At 64.3% G+C, this 23331-nt stretch carries 22 protein-coding genes; 19 read left to right on the top strand and 3 right to left on the bottom strand.

All coding sequences use genetic code 11. The features are described from left to right. The first annotated feature begins 278 nt into the window (after positions 1-278). From ACUJ47_RS08560 to ACUJ47_RS08550, 3 genes are all read left to right on the top strand, one after another. The gene (locus ACUJ47_RS08560; protein ID WP_445537984.1) at positions 279-1112 is read left to right on the top strand and encodes a hypothetical protein; all 834 of its coding nucleotides are present in this window, start codon (positions 279-281) and stop codon (positions 1110-1112) included. Positions 1113-1194: 82 nt separating this feature from the next. Beyond that, the gene (locus ACUJ47_RS08555; protein ID WP_445537983.1) at positions 1195-1614 is read left to right on the top strand and encodes an acyl-CoA thioesterase; all 420 of its coding nucleotides are present in this window, start codon (positions 1195-1197) and stop codon (positions 1612-1614) included. After that, the gene (locus tag ACUJ47_RS08550; protein ID WP_445537982.1) at positions 1607-2917 is read left to right on the top strand and encodes a homoserine dehydrogenase; all 1311 of its coding nucleotides are present in this window, start codon (positions 1607-1609) and stop codon (positions 2915-2917) included. The genes ACUJ47_RS08555 and ACUJ47_RS08550 overlap by 8 nt, the downstream gene beginning before the upstream one ends. Here ACUJ47_RS08550 and ACUJ47_RS08545 read toward each other — a convergent pair. Beyond that, complete coding sequence (locus ACUJ47_RS08545) at positions 2877-3533, bottom strand: hypothetical protein (protein ID WP_445537981.1); 657 nt, start codon at positions 3531-3533, stop codon at positions 2877-2879. The genes ACUJ47_RS08550 and ACUJ47_RS08545 overlap by 41 nt on opposite strands. A gap of 58 nt (positions 3534-3591) precedes the next feature. On the opposite strand from ACUJ47_RS08545, the gene glpX reads away from it, so the two are divergent. Together glpX and ACUJ47_RS08535 are read left to right on the top strand one after the other, a co-directional pair. Then, complete coding sequence (gene glpX, locus ACUJ47_RS08540; RefSeq protein ID WP_445537980.1) at positions 3592-4587, top strand: class II fructose-bisphosphatase; 996 nt, start codon at positions 3592-3594, stop codon at positions 4585-4587. 126 nt (positions 4588-4713) lie between these two features. Next, positions 4714-5649, top strand: a complete 936-nt coding sequence (locus ACUJ47_RS08535; protein ID WP_354143756.1) for a ribose-phosphate pyrophosphokinase — start codon at positions 4714-4716, stop codon at positions 5647-5649. A gap of 1 nt (position 5650) precedes the next feature. On the opposite strand, the gene ACUJ47_RS08530 is transcribed toward ACUJ47_RS08535, so the two are convergent. Then, positions 5651-6607, bottom strand: coding sequence for a helix-turn-helix domain-containing protein (locus tag ACUJ47_RS08530; protein ID WP_445537979.1), 957 nt, complete (start codon positions 6605-6607; stop codon positions 5651-5653). A 73-nt stretch (positions 6608-6680) separates the two neighbouring features. Beyond that, entirely contained in the window at positions 6681-7628 is a 948-nt protein-coding gene (locus ACUJ47_RS08525; protein ID WP_445537978.1) for a helix-turn-helix domain-containing protein, read from the bottom strand. A gap of 112 nt (positions 7629-7740) precedes the next feature. Between ACUJ47_RS08525 and ACUJ47_RS08520 the strand changes: the two genes are divergently transcribed. The 14 genes from ACUJ47_RS08520 to ACUJ47_RS08455 all read left to right on the top strand — a co-directional run bounded on the left by ACUJ47_RS08520 (position 7741) and on the right by ACUJ47_RS08455 (position 23329). Then, on the top strand, positions 7741-8514 hold the full coding sequence (locus ACUJ47_RS08520) for an inositol monophosphatase family protein (RefSeq protein ID WP_445537977.1): 774 nt from the start codon (positions 7741-7743) through the stop codon (positions 8512-8514). A 340-nt stretch (positions 8515-8854) separates the two neighbouring features. Then, on the top strand, positions 8855-9058 hold the full coding sequence (gene rpmI, locus ACUJ47_RS08515; RefSeq protein ID WP_354143761.1) for a 50S ribosomal protein L35: 204 nt from the start codon (positions 8855-8857) through the stop codon (positions 9056-9058). A 26-nt stretch (positions 9059-9084) separates the two neighbouring features. Further along, the gene (gene rplT / locus ACUJ47_RS08510; protein WP_354143762.1) at positions 9085-9444 is read left to right on the top strand and encodes a 50S ribosomal protein L20; all 360 of its coding nucleotides are present in this window, start codon (positions 9085-9087) and stop codon (positions 9442-9444) included. Between the two features lie 95 nt (positions 9445-9539). Beyond that, entirely contained in the window at positions 9540-10442 is a 903-nt protein-coding gene (locus tag ACUJ47_RS08505; RefSeq protein ID WP_445537976.1) for a helix-turn-helix domain-containing protein, read from the top strand. A 63-nt stretch (positions 10443-10505) separates the two neighbouring features. After that, entirely contained in the window at positions 10506-11642 is a 1137-nt protein-coding gene (gene pheS / locus ACUJ47_RS08500; RefSeq protein ID WP_445537975.1) for a phenylalanine--tRNA ligase subunit alpha, read from the top strand. Then, entirely contained in the window at positions 11639-14029 is a 2391-nt protein-coding gene (pheT, locus tag ACUJ47_RS08495) for a phenylalanine--tRNA ligase subunit beta (protein ID WP_445537974.1), read from the top strand. The genes pheS and pheT overlap by 4 nt, the downstream gene beginning before the upstream one ends. 20 nt (positions 14030-14049) lie before the next feature. Continuing rightward, positions 14050-15594: a peptide chain release factor 3 gene (locus tag ACUJ47_RS08490; protein WP_445537973.1), complete on the top strand. Its 1545-nt coding sequence runs from the start codon at positions 14050-14052 to the stop codon at positions 15592-15594. A gap of 37 nt (positions 15595-15631) precedes the next feature. Further along, positions 15632-16501, top strand: a complete 870-nt coding sequence (locus ACUJ47_RS08485) for an alpha/beta fold hydrolase (protein ID WP_445537972.1) — start codon at positions 15632-15634, stop codon at positions 16499-16501. Beyond that, the gene (locus ACUJ47_RS08480; RefSeq protein ID WP_445537971.1) at positions 16501-17058 is read left to right on the top strand and encodes a pyridoxamine 5'-phosphate oxidase family protein; all 558 of its coding nucleotides are present in this window, start codon (positions 16501-16503) and stop codon (positions 17056-17058) included. The genes ACUJ47_RS08485 and ACUJ47_RS08480 overlap by 1 nt, the downstream gene beginning before the upstream one ends. A gap of 12 nt (positions 17059-17070) precedes the next feature. Beyond that, on the top strand, positions 17071-17769 hold the full coding sequence (locus ACUJ47_RS08475; RefSeq protein WP_445537970.1) for an endonuclease/exonuclease/phosphatase family protein: 699 nt from the start codon (positions 17071-17073) through the stop codon (positions 17767-17769). A 161-nt stretch (positions 17770-17930) separates the two neighbouring features. Next, on the top strand, positions 17931-18269 hold the full coding sequence (locus ACUJ47_RS08470; RefSeq protein WP_354143770.1) for a P-II family nitrogen regulator: 339 nt from the start codon (positions 17931-17933) through the stop codon (positions 18267-18269). A 22-nt stretch (positions 18270-18291) separates the two neighbouring features. Beyond that, a complete protein-coding gene (locus tag ACUJ47_RS08465; protein ID WP_445537969.1) occupies positions 18292-19686 on the top strand; it encodes an ammonium transporter in 1395 nt (464 codons plus the stop codon). Positions 19687-20052: 366 nt separating this feature from the next. Beyond that, positions 20053-22734: a TonB-dependent receptor plug domain-containing protein gene (locus ACUJ47_RS08460; RefSeq protein WP_445537968.1), complete on the top strand. Its 2682-nt coding sequence runs from the start codon at positions 20053-20055 to the stop codon at positions 22732-22734. A gap of 67 nt (positions 22735-22801) precedes the next feature. Next, positions 22802-23329: a GNAT family N-acetyltransferase gene (locus ACUJ47_RS08455; protein ID WP_445537967.1), complete on the top strand. Its 528-nt coding sequence runs from the start codon at positions 22802-22804 to the stop codon at positions 23327-23329. Positions 23330-23331: the final 2 nt, after the last annotated feature.

Genomic DNA, 23331 nt, shown 5'->3' with positions numbered 1-23331 from the left:
CATTTCCTCCCTGACCGGGCGGCAGTCGACCGACCCGGACGCATTGCGAGCTAGCAGCGATGCGACCCGCAATCAGAGCCCGGCTAGTCTTGTCCCCAACTTAGCCCGGCTCAAGACCGGCGCTTTAACGGGCAAGCCAAGCTCAGGCAAACGCTTTATCGGTTAATTTCCGATTCAGACCTGATTGTCTGCTATTAGAGCGCTTTAGCCTTGCGTGGACAAGCCACGCAAGGTGAAGGTAATCGGTGGCATTACTGGCTCCATGCGAGGCAAAATAAATGTTCAAAATCAAGATTCTGGCTCTATCCCTCGCAACGCTGCCCTTGGCGGTATCGGCACAGGTGCCGGCTGCGCCCGATTCCCGCGAAGCGCAATTGACCTATGCCGACCTGGTCGGTCTCGCCGACACTTCCGAACTGGTATTGCGCGCGGAGATTCGTCGCCAGATCGCGCTGGAACCGGAGCGCACGACGGGAGTCGCACCGGGATTCGCACGGCTCTTCATCGAGGCGGATACGCTGGCCCTGATTGCGGGGACGAGCGGGGTGGGGGCGCAGCTGCGTTACCTCGTGGATGTGCCGCTCGATGCGCGCGGCAAGGTGCCCAAACTGCGCAAGCAGCAGGTGCTGCTCTTCGCGCGGGCGGTTCCCGGGCGACCGGGCGAATTGCAGCTGGCCAGCGAATCGGCGCAGCTCGCCTATTCGCCCGAGCTCGAAGCGCGGCTGCGCCCGGTCCTGTCGGCGCTCGCAGCATCCGATTCGCCGCCCGTTGTCACGGGGATCAGCGATGCATTGTCCGTGCCCGGCAATCTTGCCGGCGAATCGGAGACGCAGATTTTCCTCAAGACCGAAGCGGGCGCTCCGGTTTCGATCACTGTATTGCGGCGGCCCGGTCGCCAGCCCGCATGGGGCGTCTCGTGGGGAGAGATCATCGACCAGTCCGCCCGCCCGCCCGCGCCCGAGACGATTGCGTGGTACCGGCTCGCTTGCGCGCTGCCGCCCCGCCTGCCCGATGAAGCGAACCTGTCGAACGACGGCGCTGCACGCGCGCAGGCCGCGCGCGACTATGCGCTGGTGATGGGCGAGCTCGGGCCCTGCGCGCGATCGCTGTGATCGTCGGGGCCAAGCCCAACTAGCGCCGCCCCAAGACAAAGTGGTTCCCTCGCCCCCTATGCTCGCGCTAGAGGCAGCGGCGATGAGCTATCCATTCCGCCATGTCTTTCGCGTGCGCTATGCTGAGGTCGACCCGCAGTCGGTCGTCTTCAACTCGCGCTATCTCGAATATGCCGATGTGCTGGTGACCGAATTCCTGCGCGATCGCGGCACTGCCGGCCTGCCCGGTGACCTTGAGTTCCATGTGCGCCGGGCGGAAGTCGATTACCTCGTCCCGATCCGTAACGACGAACTGATCGAAGGGCGGCTGACGGTCGAACATATCGGCAATTCCAGCATGACCATGCTGGTCTCGCTTCATGGAGCGGACGATGGCAGCCATCGCGCCGACATCCGCCTGGTGCAGGTCAGGGTCGATCTCGGCACCGGCAAGCCTTTGCGCATCGAAGACGAGGTGCGCGCCGCCTATGGCTTTGCCAGCGATGAGGTGGCCCATGCCTGATCCGCTTCGCATCGGCTTGGCCGGGCTCGGCACGGTGGGCGTCGGGGTGATCCGGCTGCTCGACACCAATCGCGACCTGCTCGCCGCCCGCGCCGGGCGACCGATCGAGCTGGTGGCGGTGAGCGCGCGCGATCGCCATCGCGAACGCCGAATCGACCTTTCGCGCTATGGCTGGGAAGACGACATGGCGGCGCTGGCGCAGCGCGACGATGTCGACGTGGTGGTCGAACTGGTCGGCGGCTCGGATGGCCCCGCCTTGACTTTGGCCCGGGCCGCGCTCGGCGCAGGCAAGCCGCTGGTCACCGCGAACAAGGCGATGATCGCGCATCACGGGCTGGCGCTGGCCGAGCTCGCCGAAGCGAGGGACGTCGCGCTCAAATTCGAAGCGGCGGTTGCAGGCGGGATCCCGGTGGTGAAGGGGCTGCGCGAAGGCACTTCCGCCAACAAGCTCGAGCGAATCTACGGCATCCTCAACGGCACCTGCAATTACATCCTCTCCACCATGGAGGATACCGGGGCCGATTTCGCCGAAGTGCTCGGCGAAGCGCAGGCCAAGGGCTATGCCGAAGCCGATCCCACCTTCGACATCGAAGGGATCGACGCGGCGCACAAGCTGGCGATACTCGCCGCGATCGGTTTTGGCGCGCGGATCGATTTCCATGCAGTGCGAACCACCGGCATTGCTCGGGTGCAGGCGGCCGACATCGCCCAGGCCGATACGCTGGGCTATGTGATCAGGCTGATTGCAATGACCGACGTCGAACCCGATGAGAGCGGCGCGCCGCGCCTGCTGCAGCGCGTGCGGCCTTGCCTCGTTCCCAAATCGCACCCGCTTGCCAGCGTCGACGGGCCGACCAATGCCGTGGTGGCGGAAGGCAATTTCTCGGGGCGCTTGCTGTTCCAGGGTGCGGGCGCGGGCGAAGGGCCGACCGCCAGCGCGGTGGTGGCCGATTTGATCGACATCGCTCGCGACGAGGTGGGTGCGCCCTTCTCGATCCCGGTCGCGAGCCTTGCCAGGATGGCGCCGGCCGAGCCGGGGCACCGCATGGAGCGGACCTATCTGCGCTTCACCGTGGCGGATCGCCCGGGCGTGCTGGCCGAGATCGCGGCCGCGATGCGCGATGCCGGGGTGTCGATCGAAAGCCTGATCCAGAAGGCGCGATCGGATGACGGCGGCGATGTGCTGGTGGCGATGGTGACGCATGAGGGGCCCGAGCGTTGCGTGGCACAGGCACTGGCGCTGCTCGAAGGTTCCGACAGCCTTACTGCCCAGCCTCTGGTTCTGCCGATCCTGCCTGACTAGCGTCGGGGCTTTCGGCCTCGGCTTCCGCGCTTGCTTCGCCGGGCGCGGGCAGGCCCAGTTCGGCAATCAGCTCTGGCGGTGGCTGTGGCGCTTCGCGGCCAAGCGGCGGCAGCCCCTTGGCGATTCGATCTGCGTCCGATCCCGGCGGGGCCTGGGGCAGCGCAGTCACGTCGATCATCAGCGCGGGCGGCGGCGGGCACTTCTGCAGTCCCGGGATGCACAGGCTGCCGACTGTTGCTGGCCCGCGGAATATGCCCGGCCCGGCCACATCGGGCGCCTGCGGATCGTTGGCATACATTGTTTCCTGCGCGTAGCGGCTCTGCGACTCTTCGCGGCTGCCGGTTAGATATTCGCTCGTGTCCTGCTTGCGGCGGCACACGATGATCTCGCCGGAAATGATCGCAGCTTCCTGCTCGGCCGAGCAATCCTCCACCTGCGGGGGCGGGCCATAGGCGCTGCGCGCTGCAGCCAGCGCGTCGGCGCTGCTTCCCTGGGGATTCGCGCCTTCGGACTGTTGCGCCTGGGCCGGACCCGCCAGCGCCAGCGCGGCGACAAGCCACGCCGACCGCCACGGCTGGGATGAATTGCAGGCCGGAACCGGCGCAATGCTCGACAAGCGCCACTCCTTGTGTCTAAGCGCCCCCGGACCTTTTGCCTTTGGGACTGAATCGCTCATGAATACCGATATTCTCGCAAAGAAGCCCGCCGGCGACAACGTGCTCGACCGCGTTCTCGTGCTCGAAATGGTCCGCGTGACCGAAGCCGCGGCGATTGCCGCTTCGCAGTTGGTCGGTCGCGGGGACGAGAAGGCTGCGGACGCTGCGGCGGTGGAAGCGATGCGGCGCGCGTTCGACACGCTCTATATGGACGGCACCGTGGTGATCGGCGAAGGCGAGCGCGACGAAGCGCCGATGCTTTATATCGGAGAGAAGGTGGGCGGCGCGCCCGGTCGCGGCCCGAAGATCGACATTGCGCTCGACCCGCTCGAAGGCACAACCATCACCGCCAAGGCCGGGCCCAATGCACTCGCGGTGCTGGCAGCGGCGGACGAAGGGAACCTGCTCAACGCGCCCGACGTCTATATGGACAAGCTGGCGGTTGGGCCGGGCTATCCGCCCGACATAATCGACCTCAACCGGACGCCGACGGAAAATGTGATCGCCGTGGCTGCGGCCAAAGGCGTGCAGCCGGATGAGATCATCGTCTGCGTGCTCGACCGCCCGCGCCATGCCGAACTGATCGCCGAGCTGCGCTCGATCGGATGCGGCGTCGTGCTGATCGGCGACGGCGACGTTGCCGGGGTGATCGCGGTGACCGACCCCGATACGACGATCGACCTCTATATGGGGCAGGGCGGCGCGCCCGAGGGCGTGCTTGCCGCAGCGGCGTTGCGCTGCGTCGGCGGCCAGTTCAACGGGCGGCTGGTGTTCCGCAACGATGACGAGAAGAAGCGCGCGCGCAATTGGGGCATTGAGGACCTCGACCGCATCTACAAGCTGGAAGACCTCGCCAAGGGCGACTGCATCTTCGCTGCCACCGGCGTCACATCGGGCTCGCTGCTCGATGGCGTCAAGCGGCTGCGCGGCGGCAAGATGACGACCCACAGCGTGGTTATGCGGGCGAGTTCGGGCACGGTCCGCTGGATTCGCGGCGAACACCGCATCGACTGACGGTGCGACCGGCGGGCTGGCTATGGAAAAGCCGCCGCCCGCTCTGTTGCAATGTGATGACGCTCGGCTAAGCCCGCGGCAGGCCCGCATGCCCGATTCGCCATGCGGCAAAAGGGGAACAGCGCGATGAAGATCATGTCCGGCAATTCGAACCTGCCGCTCGCGCGCGCGGTCGCCGCCTATCTCGAACTTCCACTGACGGACGCCAGCGTGCGGCGCTTTGCCGACGAGGAAGTGTTCGTCGAGATTCACGAGAATGTGCGCGGCGAAGACGTGTTCCTGGTCCAGCCGACCAGCTTCCCGGCCAATGACAATCTGATGGAACTGCTGATCTGCATCGATGCGCTCAAGCGCGCCTCGGCCAAGCGGATCACGGCGGTGGTGCCCTATTTCGGCTATGCTCGGCAGGACCGGAAGCCCGGCCCGCGCACCCCGATCTCGGCCAAGCTGGTGGCGGATCTGATCACCCGTGCCGGGGCGGACCGCGTGCTGGCGGTCGATCTCCACGCCGGGCAGATCCAGGGCTTCTTCGATATCCCGACCGACAATCTCTATGCAGCGCCAGTGATGGCCGCCGATATCCAGGCGCGTTACGGCGACCAGGACCTGATGGTCGTCAGCCCCGACGTGGGCGGCGTCGTGCGCGCCCGCGCGCTGGCCAAGCGGCTCGACAATGCCCCGCTCGCGATCGTCGACAAGCGGCGCGACCGCCCCGGCGAAAGTGAAGTGATGAACATCATCGGCGATGTGAAGGGCCGCCATTGCATCCTGATCGACGACATCGTCGATTCGGGCGGCACGCTGTGCAATGCGGCGCAGGCGCTGCTCGACGCGGGGGCTGTGAGCGTCGCGGCCTATATCACCCATGGCGTGCTGTCAGGCGGGGCGGTGGCTCGCGTCGACGGTTCGGCGCTGAAAGAGCTGGTGATCACCGACACGATCCGCCCGACCGAAGCGACCGAACAGTCGCAGCGCATCCGCGTGCTCACCATCGCGCCGCTGATCGGTGAAGCGGTGCGGCGCATTGCCGACGAAAGCTCGGTCAGCTCGCTGTTCGACTAGGCTATTTGCCGCTGAACCACGGGCGCGTCTGCCCGGGCCTCAGCCGGTCGAGTTCCTCCAACCGGCGCGCCTGCCGTATTTCGACATTGAGCGTCATCAGCGGACGCGGGGATGAGCGAAAGGCGCTGGGCGTGGTTCCGAAGAAGGCGGCGAATTCGCGGATCAGGTGCGACTGGTCGAAATAGCGCAGCATCAGTTCCTCCGCCTCGGCGTCATCCGCCACCCCGCACAGCTGGGCTGCGATGTCGAGCGCGCGGGCGCGCCGCAAGACCTGCTTGGGGGTGAGGCCGAAATCGCGCTTCACCATGCGTTCGAGCTTCCTGAGGCTGATACCCTGGAGTTCCGAGAAATCGCTCAGCGACAGGTTGGGGTCGGCGAAACCGGCGAGTTCGAACGCGGTCGAGATGGGATCGGGATGGGGGGGCGCGAGTTCGGCAATCCGGCGGCGCAGCCTGCCCTCGATCCGTTCGAGCCATTGCTCCGGATCGTCGTCGGGCGAATATTCCGCAAACAGGTCGTGCTCGATCAGCCCCAACGGATCGCCATGCTCAATCCGGTCGACCAGCTCGTCCGTGGCGCGACCGGTCAGCAGCGGCAGCGCGCCGGGCCTCAGTCCTACGCCGATCGCCATCACCGGGCCTGAACAGCTGAGCGGCATGTAGCGCGAATGCGGCCCGAACAGCAGCGCCTCGTCGCGATAGTGCTGGGTTCCGTCAGCCGAAGTGGCGGTCCAGTCGCCGCGCAGGACAATCCGGACAAAGGACAGATCGGTGCACATGCCGCAGCGGATCAGCGATCCCGGTGCGGCTTCGATCTTGGCGGCGACGAGTCGTGCGACCCATGGTTGGAGATCGTCGGCCGGCGGGCGATTGATCGACAGCGGCATGCCGTCGCGCGAAGTGCCCGATTTCGGCGCGTATTTATGGTGCCAGTGTTCGCCTTCCCAATCCGCAGCCATTGAGAGCAACCCCACATTTTTCCGATGTTTAGCGCAAAAAAACTGGCTGGTCGAATCGGATGCGAAGCGTGGCCTAGTCGCCGCGGCGCCAGGGATAGCGTTCGGCCGGATCGTGCCGTCCCAGCACTTCCAGACGGCGTGCCTGGCGCGCTTCCAGCGTCTTGGTCATGATCGGTTGCGGCGTGTTGACGAATTGCCGCGGGGTCATGCCGAAGAATTCCACGAACTCGCGAATCATGTGCGACTGGTCGTAATAGCGCAGCGCCAACTCCTCGGCCTCGGCATCGTCGGCCACTCCGCGCAAATTGGCCGCAATGTCGAGTACGCGTGCGCGCCGCAGCACGCGCTTGGGTGTCTGGCCATAGGCGCGCTTGATCAGCCGCTCCAGGCTGCGTCGCTCGATCCCGTGTTCCTCCGCGAAATCGCCGATGTTCATGTTGGGATTGGCGAAGGCCGCCTTGTCGAAGGCTTCGACGATCGGATCGGGGTGCGCCCCTCCCGCACGCTCGACCAGATCGCCCACCAGGATCTCCGCCACCCGCAGCCAGCGCTGGGGCGGGCTGGACGGGTCGAACCACTCGATCAGCTTCTCGCTCGTGCCCCATTCCTGGTCGCCATAGATATGGTCATACAGGATTGCCCGGTCGAGCATGTCGGCGACCTTGGGCCCTTTCAGCGCAGCGACAGCCCCGGGCCTGAGCGCCACGCCCACCGCAGCGAAACTGCCCTTCACCGTCACCGGCATCTTGCGGGTTTGCGGGCCGAAGAACATCGCGCAGCTGCGATAGCGCGCAAAGCCGTCGCGCGTTTCGGCGGTCCAGTCGCCGTCGAGCAGTACGCGCAGCACGGGCGTGTCGGCGCACAGCCCGCAATGGATCATGTGATCGGGTTCGGCTTCCACCTGCACCGCGTAAACCCGCGCGACCCAGGGTGAGAGCTCTTCGCATGGCGCGCGGTTCAATGACAGCGGCTCGCCCGCCGCGGTGTGACCCAGCAGCGAACGCAAGCCGAGGCTTGTCACCAGACTATTGCCTTCGCGCCCCATTTTCTTTTCCGACCCTTGCATTTCATTTCGGAAGGAGGTGTTGCGCGACCCGTTGCGTCACTCCATATCGCCAACCAAGGCAATTGTCATGAACTCATCCGATATCGAATGCGCCCAGCGCCTGGCCGAAGCCGCCCGCGATGCGATCCGCCCGCTCTATCGCGGCGCGTGGTCGCACGAGCGCAAGGACGATCACAGCTTCGTGACCGAGGCGGATCGCGCCGCCGAGGCCGCCATGCGCGCCATCATTGAGCGCGAGTTCCCGGCCGACGGGATCATCGGCGAGGAATATGGCAACCGCAATCCGGGCGCGGGGCGGCAATGGGTGCTCGATCCGATCGATGGCACCACCAGCTTTATCGCCGGGCGCCCGATCTTCGGCACGCTGATCGCGCTGATGGAGGACGGTTGGCCGGTGCTGGGCGTGATCGACCAGCCGATCCTGGGCGAACGCTGGATCGGCGCAGCGGGGCAGGCCACCATGTTCAACGGCACGCCGGTGCACGGCTCGCCCTGCCGCGCGCTGGGCGATGCAGTGCTTGCCACTACCAGCCCGCATTTGTTCTCGGGCGAGCAGGTCGAACCTTTCATGAAGCTCGCCGGTGCAGTGGCGCATCGCAAGATCATCTGGGGCGGCGATTGCTACAATTACGGGCTGGTCGCATCGGGCCATGTCGATGTGGTGTGCGAGGCAGGCCTGAAGCTGCACGATTTCGCTGCGCTCGTGCCGGTGGTCGAAGGGGCGGGCTGCATCATGTGCGACTGGAATGGCGACCCGCTCAACGCCGACAGCACGGGCGAAGTGCTGGCGATCGGCGACCCGGCGCGGCTCGAGGACGTGCTTGAAGCGATGCACGCCTGATATCGCGTAACCTGCGGCACGCTTCCATCCCGGCTTTCCTACTCGGCGCTCGTTTGCCAATGTCGCCGCATGATCGCCATGCCGCCCGCCAGATCCGCCGGACTCGCACCCTATGAAGGGGCAGGCAGGACGGGCGAGTTTTTCTTCTTAAGACAGTGTCGCATGTGTCGCATCGTCCCATGCATGCCCGCCGGAACCGAACGGCAGGAATCGGCATCGCGCTTGCATTCTGCTCCCGATCCGCTAATTGCGCGCGCTTCATCGACACGAATCAAGTCGCCTGCCTGGCTGAAAGGGCTGCCAGGGCCGGTTCGAACGTGTCTCTGACTAGGAGATCGAAATGCCCAAGCTGAAGACCAAGAGCGGTGTGAAGAAGCGCTTCAAGCTCACCGCCACTGGCAAGATCAAGCATGGTGTCGCCGGCAAGCGCCACCGCCTGATCAGCCACAATGCGAAGTATATCCGCACCAACCGCGGCACCACTGTCCTGTCGGAAGCCGACACCAAGACGGTGAAGAAATGGGCCCCCTACGGGCTCGACTGAGCGCGCTGGTTTAAGGAGAATCTGATATGCCTCGCATCAAACGCGGCGTGACCACTCGCGCCAAGCACAAGCGGCTGCTGGAACAGGCCAAGGGCTTTCGTGGCCGCCGCAAGAACACCATTCGCGTCGCCCGCCAGGCGGTCGAAAAGGCAGGCCAGTACGCCTACCGTGACCGCAAGATCAAGAAGCGGAACTTCCGCGCGCTCTGGATCCAGCGCATCAACGCGGCTGTCCGCGCCGAAGGGCTGACCTATTCGCAGTTCATGCACGGCATCAAGCTTGCCGGCATCGAACTCGACCGCAAGGCAATGGCCGACCTCGCCATGAACGAGGAAGGCGCCTTCAAGGCGGTGATCGCTCAGGCCAAGGGCGCGCTGCCCGCCTGAAGTCGATACCGACTGTTAGTTTTGGGGGCGTCGGGAGGAGACTTCCGGCGCCTTTCCATTTGTAAATTGCATGGAGGTCCGGCAAACACCCGCGCATGAACGGGTCGGGCGAACCCAAGGGGGCTGGCACTGCGGCGTACACGATACGCAGCCGGTTCTTTGCGCCCCCCAGCGAATTCGACGGCTGCTTCACTTCCTTCTACCGCCTTGAGTTGGACGTCGAAGATGGCGGAAAGATCCGCGACTACCTCCAGCCTGAGTGGGGCAATATCCGCTTCTTCTGCGGCGTGATGCCATGGTCGCGCATGGCCGGGCACGAGCCGGTCATCGATACCAACTTCACCGCCACCGGTCCGAGCTCGCGCCCTACCGAATTCGAGCTGGGCACAGTGCGCATGTGGGGTGTCGGATTCCTTCCGCTTGGCTGGGCGCGCTATGTCGACGTCGAAGCAAAGGCGCTGGCCAATAGCGTGTCGGACGGAACGCAACATCCGGCGTTTCGCAAGTTCGCGTCGCTCCGCGACGTGCTGTGCAATCCCGGCGTAAGCATTGAAGAGCAGTTCGAAGCCTTGTGCGCTGCCATGCGCCTTCTGTCGCGCCCGCATCGCGACGAAGCGACGATCCTGAGGGTGCACAGCGCGATGGTCGATGAGGATCTCGGCAGCGTGGCCGAATTCGCCGAGCGGGCGGGACTGTCTGTGCGCAGCCTCGAGCGGATTTGCGCGCGCCATTTCGGCTTCACGCCCAAGCTGCTGATGCGCCGCCAGCGGTTCATGCGGAGCCTTACCAGCTTCATGCTGCACAAGGGCAGCAAGTGGACCGAAGTGATCGATGAGCACTATCACGACCAGTCGCAGTTCACGCGCGAGTTCCGCACCTTCATGGGCATGACTCCGCGCGAATATGCGGCTCAGGATCACCCGATCCTGTCCTCCTTTGTCGAAGCGCGGGCGCGCGACCTGGGTTCGCCCGCCCAGACTCTTGACCGCCCGGCCTGAAAGCACTTTGCCTTGGCGGCCATTTGCCGCTAGCGGGGCGCCTCCGATAGTGAATCCGATACCATGACCGAACCGACCACACAGAAAGAGGCCACGCTGGCCGCGATCGCCGCAGCGCATACGCTCGATGCGCTCGAGGAACTGCGCGTGGCGGCGCTGGGCAAGAAGGGCTGGGTAAGCCTGGCGCTCAAGACGCTGGGTGCGATGCCGCCCGAAGAGCGGCAGCAGGCCGCTCCCGCGATCCAGGCGATCCGCGCCGAGGTGACCGACGCGCTCACCGCCCGGAAGAACGCGCTCGAAGCGGCTGAACTCGAAGCGCAGCTGGCCAATGAACGGCTCGATCTCACTCTGCCCGCGCCCGAAGCTGCGCGCGGATCGGTGCACCCGGTCAGCCAGGTGATGGACGAACTCGCGGAAATCTTCGCCGACATGGGTTTCGCGGTCGCGACCGGCCCCGAAATCGAAGACGACTGGCACAATTTCACTGCGCTCAACATGGATGAAAGCCATCCTGCGCGCGCGATGCACGACACCTTCTATTTCCCCGATGGGCACGGCGAAGGCGCTGCGGCCTCAAGCAGCGAAGCGGTAGGCCCAAAAGGACGCATGCTGCTGCGCACGCACACATCGCCGGTGCAGATCCGCAGCATGGTGGCCCAGGGCGCCCCGATCCGCATTATCGCGCCGGGCCGCGTCTATCGCAGCGACAGCGACGCGACGCACACGCCGATGTTCCACCAGGTCGAAGGGCTGGTGATCGATCGCGACATCCACCTTGGCCACCTCAAGTGGACGCTGGAGACCTTCCTCAAGGCCTTCTTCGAGCGTGACGACATCGTGTTGCGCCTGCGCCCGTCATATTTCCCCTTCACCGAGCCTTCGGTCGAAGTCGATGTCGGCTTCGAAGTGGTCGATGGCCGCCGCGTGCTGGGCGGCGACGGAGATGCGCCGGGGCACGGCTGGATGGAACTGCTCGGTAGCGGCATGGTGAACCGCCGCGTGATCGAGTTCGCCGGGCTCGATCCCGACGAATGGCAGGGCTTTGCCTTCGGCGTAGGCGTCGACCGGCTCGCCATGCTCAAATACGGCATGGACGATCTGCGCGCTTTCTTCGACGGCGATGTGCGTTGGCTGAACCAATACGGCTTTTCGCATCTCGACCAGCCGACGCTCTCCGCAGGTGTGGGAGCGCGTTCATGAAGTTCTCGCTGACCTGGCTCAAGGACCATCTCGACACCGAAGCATCGGTGCAGGAGATCGCGGCTGCGCTTAACCGGATCGGGATCGAAGTCGAAGGGATCGAGGACCCGGCCGAAAGGCTCGCCGGTTTCCGCGTCGCCAAGGTGCTGACTGCGGTCCAGCATCCCGATGCCGACAAGCTGCGCGTGCTGACTGTCGATACCGGCGAGGGCGACCCGCTGCAGGTCGTCTGCGGTGCGCCCAACGCCCGCGCAGGGATGAAGGGCGTGCTGGGCCTGCCCGGCGCGGTCGTTCCTGCAAACGGCATGGAATTGCGCAAGAGCGCGATCCGCGGGGTCGAATCGAACGGAATGATGTGCTCGGTGCGCGAGCTCGAACTGGGCGACGAGCACGATGGCATCATCGAATTGCCTGAAGATGCTCCGGTTGGCACCAGCTTCGCCGAATATCACGGCGCTTCGCCGGTGCTCGACGTGGCAATTACGCCCAATCGCCCCGATTGCATGGGGGTATATGGCATTGCGCGCGACCTGGCCGCAGCGGGCATGGGCACGCTCAAGCCGATCGCGATCCCGGGCTTCGAAACAAAGGGCGCTTGCCCGGTCGAAATCCGCACCGACGATCCGGAAGGGTGCCCGGCTTTCTATGGCCGCGTCGTCACGGGCGTCACCAATGGCGTCTCGCCCGAATGGTTGCAGCAGCGGCTGATCAGCGCGGGGCAGCGCCCGATTTCATTGCTGGTCGACCTGACCAATTACTTGATGCTCGCATATGGCCGCCCGGCGCACGCCTATGACCTTGCCAAGCTGAACGGCGCGGCAGTGGCGCGGCGGGCAAATGATGGCGAGCAGGTGCTCGCGCTCAATGAGAAGACCTACACGCTCGACGGCAGCATGACGGTGATCGCCGATGAGCGGCAGGTGCACGACATCGCCGGCATCATGGGCGGCGAGCATTCGGGCGTGAGCGAAGGCACGACCGATGTGCTGCTCGAAATCGCCTATTTCGATCCGGCGCGGATCGGTGCGACAGGCCGTGCATTGGGGCTGACATCCGATGCGCGCACACGCTTCGAGCGCGGCGTCGATCCCGCCTTCCTCGATGACGGGCTCGATCTGCTGACCGCGCTGATCGTCGAACATGCGGGAGGAACCGCGAGCGAAAAGGTGCAGGCAGGTACGCCGCCTGCCGAGCCGAAGCTGGTCGCATTCGATCCGTCACTCACCGCGCAGCTGGGTGGTATCGACGTGCCCGAAGCCGAGCAGCGCCGCATTCTCGAAAGCCTCGATTTCAAGGTTTCGGCCGACTGGCAGGTAACTTGTCCGCTGCGCCGCCACGACATCGAGGGCGCGGCAGACCTCGTCGAAGAAATCGTCCGCATCCACGGGCTCGACAAGGTGGCAAGCGTTGCTCTGTCTCGGGCGGACGGGGTCGCGAGGCCGACCGCAACGCCGCAACAGGCGATCGAGCGCAAGTTGCGCCGTGCTGCAGCGGCGCGAGGCCTCAACGAAGCGGTGACCTGGTCCTTCTTGCCCACTGACGACGCCGCGCATTTCGCCGATGGCTCGCAGCTTTGGGTGCTTGAGAACCCGATCAGCGAAGACATGAAGGCGATGCGCCCTTCGCTGCTGCCGGGGCTGATCAGCGCGGCCAAGCGCAATCTCGATCGCGGGGCCGATGGCTTGCGGCTGTTCGAGATCGGGCGCCGCTATTTCCGCGGACAAGGCGGGGCAAGCGACGAAAAGCCGACGCTGGGGGCTGTGCTGGCGGGCGAGAAGACAGCGCGCGGCTGGTCGAGTGGCAAGGCAACGAAGTTCGATGCCTATGACGCCAAGGCCGAGGCGATGGCGTTGCTCGAGATTGCCGGGGCGCCGGTCCAGAACCTGATGGTGATGGGTGAGGCTGGTGTGCAATTCCATCCCGGCCAGTCGGCGACCTTGCGGCTCGGGCCCAAGAACGTGCTTGCGCGTTTCGGCATGCTGCATCCTGCGACCTGCAAGGCCTTCGATATCGACGGGCCGGTGGCGGCGGTCGAAATCTTCCTCGATGCGATTCCGCCCAGGAAGGGCGGGGGTTCGTTTGCGCGCAGCGCCTATGCGCCGCCCACGCTTCAGGCGGTGACGCGCGATTTTGCCTTCGTCGTTCCGGCAGGTCTGGCCGCGGGCGAGCTGGTGCGTGCGGTAAAGGGTGCCGACAGGGCGAACATCGTCGACGCGCGCGTGTTCGATGTGTTCGCAGGGCAGGGCGTCCCCGAGGGCAAGAAGTCGGTCGCGATCGAAGTGACGCTGCAGCCGCAGCAGGCGAGCTATAAGGATGCCGACCTCAAGGCCATTTCCGAGGCGATCGTAGCGGCGGCGGCCAAGCAGGGGGCGGAACTGCGCGGCTAGTCCGCGCAGGTCGACCACATATGTCCAATCGACGCACCTTCGCGATCATCTCGCACCCTGACGCGGGCAAGACAACGCTGACCGAAAAGCTGCTGCTGCAAGGCGGCGCGATCCATCTTGCGGGCGAGGTCAAGGCACGCGGGCAGGCTCGCCGCGCACGCTCAGACTGGATGAAGATCGAGCAGCAGCGCGGTATCTCGGTCACTTCCAGCGTGATGACCTTCGAGAAGGAGTTCGAGACGGACTCCGGGCGCGAGACGATCACTTTCAACCTGCTCGATACGCCGGGGCACGAAGACTTCTCGGAAGACACCTATCGTACGCTGACTGCGGTCGATTCCGCCATCATGGTGATCGACGCGGCCAAGGGCATAGAGCCGCAGACGCGCAAGCTGTTCGAAGTCTGCCGCCTGCGTTCGGTTCCCATCATCACTTTCGTCAACAAGGTCGATCGCGAAGGCCGCGAGTGCTTCGAACTGCTCGATGAAGTGGCCGATATGCTCGCGCTCGACGTGTCGCCGCAAAGCTGGCCGGTCGGCATGGGTGGCCGCTTCGAAGGCATACTCGACTTCGCCAGTGGAGCGATCAGCCGCCCCGAAGGCCCGTCGAAGGAATATCTCGGTACGCGCGACGAGAATGCTGCGATCCCGGACGAATTCGCCGAAGAGATCGAGCTGGCGCAGGCCGGATATCCGGAGTTCGACCTTGAGGCCTATCGCAATGGCGATCTGACCCCGGTCTATTTCGGTTCGGCGCTGAAGAATTTCGGCGTCAGCGAACTGATCGATGCGATCGCGCGCTTCGCGCCGCCGCCGCGGCCGCAGCCCGCCGGTGACGAGCAGATCCCGCCGACGCGCGATGAAGTGACCGGCTTCATCTTCAAGGTGCAGGCGAACATGGACCCCAACCACCGCGACCGGATCGCTTTCATGCGGATGGTCTCGGGCACGTTCAAGCGCGGCATGAAGCTGACGCCTTCGGGCCTCGGCAAGCCGATCGCGGTGCATTCGCCGATCCTGTTCTTCGCTCAAGACCGCGAACTGGCCGATACCGCCGAAGCGGGCGACATCATCGGCATTCCCAACCATGGCACGCTGCGGGTGGGCGATACGCTGAGCGAGAAGAACCAGCTCCGCTTCACCGGCCTGCCCAATTTCGCGCCGGAAATCCTGCGCCGCGTGGTGCTGAAGGATCCGACCAAGACCAAGCAGCTGCGCAAGGCGCTCGACGACCTTTCCGAAGAAGGCGTGATCCAGGTGTTCTACCCGGAAATCGGCGCGCAATGGATCGTCGGCGTGGTCGGGCAGCTGCAGCTCGAAGTGCTGATCAGCCGGCTCGAGGCGGAATATAAAGTCGAAGCCGCGCTCGAGGCCTCGCCCTTTGCCACCGCGCGCTGGCTCAAGGGAGCGGATGCGGCGCTGAAGGGCTTTGCGGACTTCAACCGCGCAAATTTGGCGCGCGACCGCGACGGCGACCTTGTGTTCATGGCCAAGAGCCCGTGGGACGTGAGCTACCAGGTTGAGAAGAACCCCGAGCTTACCTTCTCGGCGACCAAGGAACGGTAGGCTTGCAGGCCGCCCTGCTTCACGGCATGGATGCGGCATGAACGGCACCGGACCCACCAACCAGACCTTCATCTCGCAGCGGCTGCGGCTGAATTACGTCGATTGGGGCAATCGGGGCAAACCGCCGCTGGTGCTCGTCCATGGCGGGCGCGACCATGCGCGCAGCTGGGACTGGACGGCCGAGGCGCTCTGCGCGGACTGGCATGTCGTCGCGATGGACCACCGTGGCCACGGCGACAGCGACTGGGTTTCGGACGGGAACTACCAGGCCAATGATATGGTGTATGACCTGGCACAGTTCATACACCAGCTCGATGTGGGGCCGGTGACGATTGTCAGCCATTCGATGGGCGGCAATGTGGCGCTGCGATATGCCGGCGTGTTCCCCGAGATGGTCAGGAAGATCGTTGCGATCGAGGGGCTGGGGCCAAGCCCTGCGCGGCAGGAAGAGATGCGCGCCAGACCCTATCCCGAACGTTTCGCTGAATGGATCGGCAAGAAGCGTGCGGCTTCTGGCCGCAACCCGCGCAAATATGCCTCGATCGAGGATGCCTTCGCACGCATGATCGAGGAGAATTCCTACCTCACCGAGGAGCAGGCGCGGCATCTCACCATCCACGGCGTCAACCGCAATGAGGATGGCACCTTCAGTTGGAAGTTCGATCCGCATCTCAACATCTGGGGCGTCGAGGACATTGCTGACGAGTTTCTCCAGCAGACCTGGGACGCGATCACCAGCCCCACCTTGCTGCTCTATGGTGCGGACAGTTGGGCTTCGAACCCGGAGAAGGACGGCCGCATCAAATATTTCAACAATGCCGAGGTGATCGAGTTCGAGAAGGCCGGGCACTGGCTCCATCATGACCAGTTCGACCGCTTCATGCAGACGCTGCGGGATTTCCTCTGATGGCCGATTTCTTCGACGCGCTGGAAGACAAGCATGTCACGATGATCCGGCAGCAGCCCGTCTTCTTCGTCGCCACGGCGGCCGCGGACGGGCGCATCAATCTGAGCCCCAAGGGCTATGACGCCTTTCGCGTTCTGTCCCCGACACAGGTGGCCTATCTCGACCTTGGCGGCTCAGGCAACGAAACCCATGCGCACCTTGCCGCCGATGGGCGCATCACCATCATGTTCTGCAATTTCCAGCAGCCCGCGCTGATCCTGCGCATCTACGGGGGTGGGCGCGCGGTTCTGCCGCAGGACGATGAATGGGAAGCGTTGGCGGCGCGTTTCACGCTGTTGCCCGGCACACGGCAGATTTTCGTGATCGATGTTGAGAGCGTACAGACGAGCTGCGGCTGGGGCGTCCCCTTCATGGAGTTCCAGGAAGAGCGGCAGACGCTGAAAAAGGCGCATGCCCAGGCCAACCCTGCCGAATGGGCGGCCAAGATGTCGCTCCGCATCAGCAGCATCGACGGGCTGCCGACCCGCGCCACCGACCGCTACATCGCGGGTGACTAGCGGGCGCGGCGGGTGGAGCTGACTTTCGCCAGCTACAATATCCATAAGGCCGTTGGCTTGGACGGGCGCCGCGACCCGGACCGTATCATCACCGTATTGCGCGAGCTTGATGCCGATATCATCGCGCTGCAGGAAGCCGACCGGCGGTTCGGCCAGCGCGCTGCGGTGCTGCCCCGTGCCATGCTCGACGACACGCATTGGCGGCCGCTTGCCGTGTCGGAGCGGCCGCGCAGCCTCGGCTGGCATGGAAATGCGCTGCTCGTGCGGCGCGACATTGATTGCACCCTGTCCGAAGCATTGCACCTTCCCACGCTCGAGCCGCGCGGCGCGGTAATGGGCGAGCTGGAGCTCGAAGGCCGGCCACTGCGCATCCTTGGCGCGCATCTCGATATCTCGGGTATCAGGCGGCGGGACCAGGTCCATGCCATGCTTGGCCATTGTGCCGCGCGCCCGCGCCTCCCGACGGTGATCATGGGCGACTTCAACCAGTGGGGCAGGCTGACCGGTGCAATGCGCGCCTTCGGGGTCGCGTGGCAGCAAATCACCCCCGGAGCGAGCTATCCGGCACGCCGCCCGATCGCGCCGCTCGACCGGATCGTGACCACGCCTGACTGGGATTATATCGCCAGCGGGGTGCACCACAGCGCGATGGCGGCTCAGGCATCGGATCACCTGCCTGTCTGGGCCCGGCTCGTTCTGCCTAAAAAATAATCCAGAGATTAATAAATAGGCAACATATCTCATTCTGCCCGAATGGAGGGCAGGTTGATTGAGCGCCCTCCGCTTCGGATTCCGGATAGTTAGCCGAGTTGGCACGGCTTTTGCTGCACCTGCACAGCCGGGAAGCGCCCGGTAAGCAGTAGGGGGCAGAGATGAAGTTCATCATCGCCGTAATCAAACCGTTCAAGCTCGATGAGGTCCGCGAAGCGCTGGGCAACATCGGCGTCGCCGGCATGACCGTGTCCGAGGTGAAAGGCTTCGGCCGTCAAAAGGGCCAGACCGAAATTTACCGCGGGGCCGAATATTCGACCAATATGCTGCCGAAGGTGAAGATCGAAATTGCCGCGAGCGACGACATCGCCGCTCAAGTGGTCGAAACCATCCAGCAAACCGCCAGCACCGATGCCATCGGAGATGGCAAGATTTTCGTGCTCGACCTTGCTTCCGCCACCCGGATTCGCACCGGCGAAACCGGCGACACGGCGCTCTAGGCTCATGAGGGGTACCAACACAATGATCCGCACAATGATCAAAAGCGTCGGCGCGTTTGGAGCGACGATGTTCGCTGCAACGGCCGCATTGGCGCAAGAAGCTGCCGAGGCTGTAGCCGAGGTCGCCGCGGAAGCTGCAGCCGCAGTTCCGGAAGAAGTCGTCGAGGCCGCAGCGGCGGTCCCCAACCCGGGCAACAACGCATGGATGATGACTGCCACCGTTTTGGTGATGCTCATGATCCTGCCGGGCCTCGCGCTGTTCTATGGCGGCCTGACCCGCAGCAAGAACATGCTTTCGACCATGACTCAGGTCGGCGCCGTTGCGGCGCTGGCCATGCTCGTGTGGATCATGTGGGGCTATTCGCTCGCATTCGGACCGACTGCGATCGAAGGCACGCTCGGCCAGTTCTTCAGCACGGGCAGCTATTTCCTCTCGTCGGTTACGCCCGATACGACGGCGGCGACCTTCTCTGACGAAGTGATCAGCGAATATGTCTTCGTCAGCTTCCAGATGACCTTCGCCGCGATCACCGCTGCGCTCGTGCTGGGCGCAACGGCTGAACGCATGAAGTTCTCGGCCACCATGCTGTTCACCATCATCTGGCTGACGATCGTCTATTTCCCGATCGCGCACATGGTGTGGGCGGGCGGCGGCCTGCTGTTCGAAATGGGCGCGCTCGACTTCGCCGGTGGCACTGTGGTGCACATCAATGCGGGTGTCTCGGGCCTGGTGCTCGCCTATTTGCTGGGCAAGCGCAAAGGCTATCCGACCGAGCCGATGCCGCCGCACAGTCTCACGCTGACCATGGTCGGCACGGGCCTTCTGTGGGTGGGCTGGTTCGGCTTCAACGCCGGGTCGGAGCTCGAAGCCGACGGTTTCGCTGGCCTCGCCATGATCAACACCTTCGTCGCCACGGCGGCTGGCGGCCTCGCCTGGATGGTGATCGAGAAGCTGATGGGCCACAAGGGTTCGGCACTGGGCTTCTGTTCGGGCATCATCGCCGGTCTTGTGGCGGTCACGCCTGCAGCCGGCAACTCGGGCCCGTTCGGCGCGGTTGTGCTGGGCATCGTCGCTTCGCTGGTCTGCTACTTCGCGGTGGCCAAGCTCAAGCCGAAGCTGGGCTATGACGACTCGCTCGACGCTTTCGGTATCCACGGCATCGGCGGCATCGTCGGCGCGGTTGGCACCGGCTTCGTCAACACGCTGTTCAACGGCCCGGGCAACGGTGCTGCAGAAAGCATGATGGCGCAGGTCAACATCCAGGTCATCGCGGTGGTAGTGGCAATCGCCTGGGCTGCCATCGGCACTCTGATCGCCGGCCTGGCCGTCAAGTACACGATCGGCCTGCGGGTTGATGAAGAGTCCGAAGTCAACGGCCTCGACATCTCCGAACACGGAGAGCGCGCCTACAACTGAGGGAGCGTCACGCGAAAGGTGGAGCCCGGGCTTCGCCTTTCGCGACGCGACCATCAAGAAGTACCAAGCTTGGCGGGGGGCAGGAACTTCTCTCCTCTCTCACCTTCCCCCCGCCTCACCACGTTCCTCCTGCGAACGTAAAGCCTATGAGGGCCGGAGCCAGCCGCTCCGGCCCCTTTTTTCTGTGTTGCAGCAGTGTGACAGTGAAAAGCCGACGGAATGTCCTTCGGGACAAGGGCCTTGCCTCCATGTGCCCTTTCCACGATTCTCCTATCCATGGTGGTAATTCAGGGAGATAAGGCGATGGAAATCAGGAACCCCATGCGGGCCACGTACCGCTCGGTCCTTTTGTGTGGCGCAGCGGCAATGACCGTGGCGACCCCGGCAATGGCGCAGGATGCCAATGGTGACGGGGCGGAAGCTCCGCGGATCATCGTAACCGGCACGCGCCAGGCGGATCGTTCCGCCGCAGACACTGTCGCGCCGGTCGATATCGTTTCGGGTGCCGAACTCAGCAACCAGGCCGACAATGACATCGGCAATGCGCTGCGCATCTCGGTTCCTTCGTTCAACGTCAGCACGCAGCCGATTTCGGACGCGGCGACGCTGGTGCGTCCGGCCAATCTGCGCGGGCTCTCGCCCGACAACACGCTGGTTCTCGTCAACGGCAAGCGCATGCATCGCGCTTCGGTCATCGCCTTCCTCGGCGGCGGCATTTCGGACGGTTCGCAGGGGCCGGACATTTCGGTGATCCCGTCGATCGCGATCAAGCAGCTCGAAGTGTTGCGCGACGGCGCTTCGTCGCAATATGGTTCGGACGCGATCGCGGGCGTGCTCAACTTCATCCTGAAGGACAGCGCTGAAGGTGGCGAGATCTCGGGCAAGTGGGGCTCGACCTATGAAGGCGATGGCGACAATTACCAGATCGCCGCGAACATCGGCCTGCCGATCACCGATGCGGGCTTCCTCAACCTCAGCATGGAATATGGCGAATCCGATGCCACCGTCCGTTCGGTGCAGCGCGATGACGCCGCTGCTCTGATCGCTGCGGGCAATACCGATGTCGCCGATCCGGCGCAGATCTGGGGCCAACCCAACGTCAACGACGATTTCAAGTTCTTCGCCAATTTCGGCCTCGACGTGACCGAGAACGTCTCGATCTACGCGTTCGGCAATTATGCCGAACGCAATGTCGATGGCGGCTTCTTCTTCCGCAACCCGACCAACCGTGCGGGCGTGTTTGAAGGCCCGTTGGTCGACCCGATAACCGGCGCGGCTTCGACAGCAGCCAATGCCGTGCCTTCCGTCTTGGTTGGCGACATGTCGAACACCACTGCCGGCGACTGCCCTGCCGGCATTCCGCTGACGGCGGGCGGCGGGTTGCTGCCCGATCCGACGGTTCTCGCTGCGGTCCAGGCCAGCGCGAACTGCTTCTCCTTCGTCGAAATGTTCCCGGGCGGCTTCACTCCGCGCTTCGGCGGCGACATCGAGGATTACTCGATCGCGGCTGGCGTGAAGGGGCAACTGCTCGGCGGGCTCGATTTCGACCTCAGCTATCGCAATGGTCGCAACAAATCGACCTTCATGATCCGCAACACGGTGAACGCTTCGCTTGGCCCGAATACGCCGACCGAGTTCAACCCCGGCGGCTACGCGCAGCACGAACAGGTCTTCAACCTTAACCTTGGCTACGAACTGCCGGTCGGCAGCGGCAGCGTGTACGTCGCCGCGGGTGCCGAACATCGCAACGAGAAGTTCACGATCACTGCGGGCGACCCGGCATCCTTCGAACTTGGCCCGCTGGCCCAGCCGACGGCTGCCTATCCTTTCGGCCAGGGCTTCTCGACCAGTTCGAACGGCTTCCCCGGCTTTGCCGACAACAGCGCCGGTTCGTGGAAGGAAGACAACACTGCTGTCTATCTGGACGTCGAAGCCGATTTGATCGATGCGCTCACGCTGCAAGGTGCGGTTCGCTACGAAGACACCAAGAGCTTCGGCAACACCACCACCTGGAAGGCCGGTGCCCTCTACAGGGTTTCGGATGCGTTCCGCCTGCGCGGCACCTATTCGACCGGTTTCCACGTCCCGACGGCGGGCCAGGCAAACGTGATCAACGTCACCACGCAGTTCTCCAATGGCGAGTTGCAGGACGAAGGCACCTTCCCGCTCAGCAGCCCAGCTGGCCTGATCGCTTCGGACTATATCGCCGATAGCGTTGCGAATGGCGGTCTTGGCCTTGCGCGCCCAACGCTTGGCCCCGAAAAGGCGGATAGCTTCACGCTCGGTATCGCGGGTGACGTGGGCGCGGTGAGCTTCACGATCGACTACTTCAACATCAAGCTGAAGGATCGCATCTCGCGCTCCTCGACGATCGATTTCCCGGCGGCGCTTTGCTACCTGGCCGATCGCGAAGGCGTGACGACCAGCTGCGCACCGGGCAACACTCCGCCGCCGGCGGAACTGCTGACGCAGCTTGACGCTGCAGGCGTGATCGACCGGGCCGACTTCACCGGCTTCGAGGATCTCGTGGCATTCGCCTTCTTCAACAATGATTTCGACACCCGCACGCAGGGTATCGACTTCGTGGCGAACACGCGCTTCAACCTGACCGAAGGCGGCGTGACCAAGGCTACGCTGGCGGTGAACTACACCAAGACCGACGTCACCAATCTGGGTGCGACCATTTCGTCCACCCGTGCACGCCAGCTTGAGGAAGGCTTGCCCCGCTGGAAGGGCTTCCTCAACATCACGCATGAAGAAGGCCGCGTCCGCGGGCTGCTTCGCGCCAATTACTTCGGCAAGTACTTCGAGGCTCACCTCGAAGACGATACCCTGCCGATCAACGCCAAGGCCAAGCTGACGGTTGACGCCGAGCTGGGCTATGAAGTGATCGACGGGCTCGAAATTGCCGCTGGCGCGCAGAACCTGTTCGACACCTATCCCACGCTCAACCCGTGGTCCGGCATTGTCGGCGCCAAGTATGGCGAACGCTCGCCGTTCGGCTTCAGCGGCGGCAGCTATTATGTGCGGGCACGCTTCCAGTTCTGATCGGGAGCAAACTCGGATAAGGGAGAGGGGCGGCCATTGGTCGCCCCTTTTCATTTGGAGTTAATCGATGCTTGAAGTTCGCGTGGCCACCCAGGAAGACACAGCGGTGATCGCCGCACTGATGGATCGCGCCATCGGCGAATTACAGCAGGGTTTTCTCTCGCCCGAACAGATCGCATCATCGCGGGCCGGGATGGGGCTGGACCTGCAACTGATCGCGGATGGCACCTATTTTTGCGTCGAGGAAGCGGGGGAACTGGTCGGCTGCGGTGGCTGGTCGCGCCGTGCGACGCTCTATGGCGGCAATCACTCGGCGGGGCGCGATCCGCGCCTGCTCGATCCCGCGACCGAACGTGCGCGGATCCGGGCGATGTACACCCACCCCGAACATACGCGTAAGGGCATTGGCCGACTGATCCTCGAAACGGCTGAAGAAGCCGCGCGGAAGGAAGGCTTCCGCGAGCTCGAAATGGCCGCAACCATGTCGGGCAAGCCGCTTTACGAATCCTGCGGCTACCAGGTCGAGAGCGAATGGTTCGACGAGAACGGTGCCGTACCGGTGCCGCTCGCGACGATGTGGAAACGGATTGCGTAGGT

This window comes from Altererythrobacter sp. Z27, assembly GCF_052683155.1.
This window is presented reverse-complemented; position numbering and strand designations above follow the sequence as displayed.